4 protein-coding genes are annotated in these 5,272 nt (G+C 47.7%); 3 read left to right on the forward strand and 1 reads right to left on the reverse strand.

Annotated features, from left to right (window positions below; translation table 11 throughout):
* From Q0294_RS12655 to Q0294_RS12665, 3 genes are all read left to right on the forward strand, one after another.
* The coding region (locus Q0294_RS12655; protein WP_299465731.1) for a choice-of-anchor Q domain-containing protein at window positions 1–2,915 on the forward strand (2,915 nt) is incomplete at its 5' end.
* Window positions 2,916–3,147: 232 nt separating this feature from the next.
* Window positions 3,148–3,933 carry a carboxypeptidase-like regulatory domain-containing protein gene (locus Q0294_RS12660; RefSeq protein ID WP_299465734.1) on the forward strand — a complete coding sequence of 262 codons (786 nt, stop codon included), beginning with the start codon at window positions 3,148–3,150 and terminating at the stop codon, window positions 3,931–3,933.
* 13 nt (window positions 3,934–3,946) lie between these two features.
* The gene (locus Q0294_RS12665) at window positions 3,947–4,717 is read left to right on the forward strand and encodes an endonuclease/exonuclease/phosphatase family protein (RefSeq protein WP_299465737.1); all 771 of its coding nucleotides are present in this window, start codon (window positions 3,947–3,949) and stop codon (window positions 4,715–4,717) included.
* A 49-nt stretch (window positions 4,718–4,766) separates the two neighbouring features.
* On the opposite strand, the gene Q0294_RS12670 is transcribed toward Q0294_RS12665, so the two are convergent.
* Window positions 4,767–5,114 (reverse strand): hypothetical protein, encoded by a 348-nt coding sequence (locus tag Q0294_RS12670; RefSeq protein WP_299465740.1) that lies wholly within the window; start codon window positions 5,112–5,114, stop codon window positions 4,767–4,769.
* Window positions 5,115–5,272: the final 158 nt, after the last annotated feature.

Consider the following 5,272-nt stretch of genomic DNA (forward strand, 5'->3'; position numbering starts at 1 on the left):
ATATTATCCTGCCGAATCTTCTGGCCGGGGTTGAAAATATCTATCGGATCACAATGCCGGGTGCAGGAGAAAATAACAACGTCTCCGGCGACTTTGATATTCGTGATGATGTCACTATTTTTGGTCAGGGGGCTGGTTCAACGATTATCGATGCCGGCGGTCTGGATCGCATCTTCCATATCGTGAATACCGCCAATAATGCCGATGTCTCTCTGAACAATTTGAAGTTGAGAAATGGTGACGCCGATGATGGTGGAGCCATCCTTTCTGAGGATCAGGATGGTTCACTTACCGTGAACCAGGTGATTTTTGAAAATAATAATGCCGACTTTCTGGGGGGAGCGATTCTCAATGCTGGTCAGCTCGACATTTCCGATGCTCAGTTCCTGAATAACCACGCCGGTTTCCAGGGGGGAGCACTTTATCAGTATCAAGGCGTGGCAACCGTTGCCCGTACGATCTTTGCAGATAATGCATCTGATGCACGAGCTGGGGCAGTGTATGTTGCCTCCGGTGCGACCTTCAATGTTTCGCAGTCATTGTTCAATAACAATGATTCCGGCAGCCGCGGGGGTGCCATTTATAATGAAGGTACCGTTTTCTCTTCGAACTCGACTTACTCGGCGAACCATTCCGGATCTCGTGGTGGAGCCATCTTTAACGACGGCGTGTTGAGTGTGCTGAACAACACGCTGACGTTAAATACTGCCGATCAGTCAGGCGGTGGGATTTCCAATAATTCTGCCTCAAATTCCAGTGCGGTTGTCACTTTGGTGAATACCATCGTGGCAGGAAATACCGGCACCTTAGGAAATGACGATGTGGGCGGGGCCTTTAATGGCTCTTATAACCTGATTGGTAATATCGGAGCGGCAACCGGTTTGGCGGATGGTGTGAATGGAAATATTATCGGTTCTTTTGCAACTCCGATAGATCCAAAGTTGGGTATTCTGCTCGACAATGGTGGCCCGACCAGAACGCATACATTGTTGTATGGAAGTGCAGCCATTGATGCCGGCAATACTGGTGCAGTATCAATTGGTGCCGTTGATCAGATTGGTAATCCAAGAGTCGATATTCTCGGGGCCATGATCGTTGATATCGGAGCGGTTGAACTGGTGTCTCCGCCGCCACCACCATTGCTTGGATCGAAAGGCGATGTGGCGATCATTGAAGATCAGACGAATATCCAGATTTCCGTGGTCACCGATCGAACTGCTGTTTCCAGTGACGGGCATACCTATGCTTTACCTGCCAACGAAGAATGGATTGACGAATGGCAGTCGTTCTGGGTCGAAGTCTGGGTCGATACAGCCACTGGATTTGGTATTACGGACGTCTTAACGAATATCGCATATAATACTGATTACTTTACTGCGACAGCCGTTGAGTTTGGTTCTAACTTCGCTTTCAACCGCACGGTCGTCTTTGATGATGCAGCAGGTATGGTTCGTAATCTGGGTGCCAGTACGAATCAATCCAATGTGGGTGGAACCGGGTATGCTCTGTTAGCCCGGATCAAATTTGAATCGCTGGATGGAGATCAGGTTAAAGTCGATCCGTCGAATTTAAATTTCACTCCGCTTGAGCTTGGCCTGGATGTCCTGAACACAGACATTGTTATTTCCGGCGTGGGTGAAGTGGTTGCCAATGTGGGAGCACTGCCTCAAACCGATCTTTATCCGGTCATCTACGATATCAATGATGATGGTGCGATCAATTTCCGAGATCTGGCGCAATTGGCTGCGAGTTATAATCAGGAAGTCTTTAATTCCTCTTCAGCGTTCACCGCCGTGATGGACTTTAACAAGAATGGTCGGGTCGACTTCAAAGACCTGACCTTGCTGGCTGCCAATTATGGTAAGAAAAAGGGTGGAAACTCTGCGATCAATTACCCGGCTAACTTTGGCCAGACATGGATTGGAACGTCGCTGACTACTGTGAGTGGTGATGACAGTATTGATCAGGTAATCCAGGCTGCCGTGAATACCTGGGAAACGGCCCTCGGCCTGGAAGAGCCGCTGGAAATACAAGTCATCGTTCGCGATTTTGGTACCGCTCAGCTCGGTTCCGGTCAAACAACGGAATACAGTGTTGATGGTATTCCCGTCGCCGGTCGCGTGGTCATCGACAATGATGCAAACGGTTTAGGCTGGCACGTTGATGTGACGGATCTTCCTTCAAGCGGCGGCTATGACCTGTATACCGTGTTGCTGCACGAAATCGGACACGTACTCGGGTTTACCCGTTATTATTCCGGATTTGGAAGCCTCGTCGAATCTGACGGTAGTGGGAATCTGGTTTTTGTCGGATCAGACTTTACTGTGGCTCTGGATGCAACCGGTTATCATATCGATGATTCAGCGTATCTGGATGATCTGATGAATGACACGCTTGATCCAGGGATTCGTAAAACACCTTCTGTCCTCGACATTCAAATGTTGCTGGAAGCATACGAAAATGCTCAAGGTGGAACCGGCAGCGGTGGAACGAGCAGCCCCATTTATGGAACAAATTTCACTTCGGATTCGGTTGCAGAACCAGTGCTTGTTCAAAGTTCTGAGGCAGCTCAGGTATTTGTAGAACAGTCAACCGTTGGTTTTGTGGCACCTGCTGCGATTAAGACTTCGGAAGAAGATGATTCTCTGGCTGACATTCGGCAGGTGGTTACCTTCGATGTGATTCAACCATCTGTATTGGATCAGGGGATCACGGAAGACGGTTCTGAGTTCGATGAAACGATCTTTGAAGACCTGTATTCAGCGACCGATTTCGAGGACGGCGTGACAGGATCGGATGATCGACAGTTAGTGTTTGCCCATGCAGCAAATGAACTGGATCTGACTGACGATTTTGATTCTGAGCTGGAATCGATGGATGAAGCATTTACGAACTGGGAAGGACCACTCCTTTAAGAGTCGGTGCTTTCAGCCGGTGAATGTTTTAAGTAAATTTAATTTGACCCTCTGCAAATGAGTCTTATTTGCAGAGGGTTTTTTGTTGTTCATGGAAAACCGGCTCGTTTCTTTCCTCGGGAGGAGTTTCATCCGGCGCTGCGAGTGGGTAAAATGGGTCTGAGGCAGCCTTTACAGATATGGTTTGCCATTGCAGAAGTGGTATCATTGAAGACAGCCGGGAGAACGTATCTTGAACCGACCTGAATTTCGATTAAAGCAAAACCTGTTACTGCTGTGTGTGGTTCTGTTTCTGGTAGATCCGCTCCAGGCTGCAGAATGGGGCACACTGACCGGGCAGTTTGTTTATACAGGCAAAGCCTCTGAGCCCGTAAAACTTGACATCAGCCGTGACCAGGAAATTTGTGGTCAATTCAGCGATCAGGTTGTTGATCAGTCGCTGGTCATCGGTAAAAACGGGGGTGTCAGGAATATTTTTATCTATCTGCGTGAATCAAAACTGGATGATTCCCAGATCCATTCCAGCTATCAGGATTTGCCTTCCTCCATTACCGTTCAAAACAAAGGCTGTATTTTCCAACCGCACGTCGCGGGGCTCTGGGTGAATAAGCAGCAATTGCTGGCAGTCAATGAGGATCTTTGTGCGCATGGTTTTCAGGTGAAGGCCTATCGCAATTCCAGCCTCAATCAGTTATTGCCTCCTGGTGAAAAGATGACGCATCGTTTTGAATACGGCGAGAAACTCCCTTTACGAATGAGCTGCAGCATCCATCCCTGGCAGGAAGGCTGGCTGGTGGCGCTTAATCATCCTTACTTTGCGACTTCAGATGAAACAGGCACATTTTCGATCAGGAATTTGCCGGTCGGGGACTGGGAGTTCCAGGTGTGGCATGAAACAGCAGGCTATCTGGCTGCCAGAGATGATTGGTCACGCGGACGCGCTAAGCTCAAGATTACGTCCGGCATGAATGATCTGGGCGTGATCAAACTCGCTCCGCCTTTGTTTGCAGGAAAATAATAGCGGAACAATTATGCGACTATTGAGTTACAACATACACAAAGGCATTGGTGGGCGCGATCGGCGTTATCGGCTGGAACGCATCATTGGCGTCATTGAGTCAGAAAATCCGGATATCGTCTGCCTGCATGAAGTGGATCGAAACGTAAAACGTTCCCGGTTCAATAATCAGCCTAAAATCTTTGCTGAATATTTCAATATGCAGGAATCCCTGTACCAGTTGAATGTCAAATTGAAGACCGGCGGTTATGGAAATCTGATCCTTTCGCGTTGGCCGTTTCTATCACAGCATCAGATCTCGCTGACCAGTCAATGGCGCAAAGCACGGGGTGCGCAGCTGGTGGTCATCGATTCTCCGGAAGGGCCTTTCCAGTTAGTCAATTTTCATCTGGGGCTTGCCGAGAAAGAAAGACACTGGCAGATTGAGCATTTATTGACGCATCGTCTATTTCAGGAAGGCAATGGCCATCCCTCAATCATTGTCGGCGATACGAACGACTGGAGAAACACTCTGGCGAAAGGAAAGTTTTCCCAGCATGCATTTCAGGAAGTCACCTCGCCTCCTTCAAAATATCGTTCGTTTCCCGCCTATCTGCCTGTCGGTACTTTAGACAAGGCATTTATTCGGGGAGAGATCGGCATCAGAAATGCAAAAATTGCCCGGTCAAAACTTTCCAAGGAAGCTTCAGACCATTTACCGCTGGTAATCGACTTTCATTTGAACGAGCATGCGAAAGATTTCATAAAAAAGCAGGGCACTGGTGAGACCAGTGTCCTGCTTTAAATCTCGAATGAATGACTCAACACTTTAAATCAGTGTCGAAATCTCAGAACTACTCGGCAGCTTTAGTCGGTGGCTGCTGATCTGCTTTAATGAAATCTCCGTAAGTTTTGCCTTCTACAGAACTGGGCATTGCTTCGGCATCTTTCAAAGCTTTAATGATTACGTCTTTATCAGTCTGCTTCCGTTTTCCCAGACCTTTGAAGACGGCTTCTGCGTAGTCATTCTTCTCTTTTTTGGTTTTTCCAGGATGGCATACGCCACACTTTTTCGCAATCAGCATCTTGGAATCCGGGTAAGTTTGTGCCCAGATATCTTTGAAGTTAGGTCGTGCTTCTGCTTTGTTCGATGCACTGATCATCGACAAACCGGCTACTGCCAGACCTAAGAGTAAAGCCATTTTAAAGTTCATGATTTTCCGCATTAAATTCCTCATATTCTTCCAAAAAGTAAGTGACATCTGATTCTTCTGCGACTCAGGTTAGAGCCAACCTGAAGTCTCATGAAGTGGTTGCCCCGGAAACAAAATTCTTTAAACTCTTCAAAACTTCTCTTCTG

The organism is uncultured Gimesia sp. (assembly GCF_937919775.1).
GTDB lineage: Bacteria > Planctomycetota > Planctomycetia > Planctomycetales > Planctomycetaceae > Gimesia.

Excerpts from the sequence above, each read along its gene's own strand:
- Q0294_RS12665 (WP_299465737.1), top strand. The coding sequence starts at position 3,947 with ATGCGACTATTGAGTTACAACATACACAAAGGCATTGGTGGGCGCGAT.
- Q0294_RS12670 (WP_299465740.1), bottom strand. The coding sequence starts at position 5,114 with ATGGCTTTACTCTTAGGTCTGGCAGTAGCCGGTTTGTCGATGATCAGT.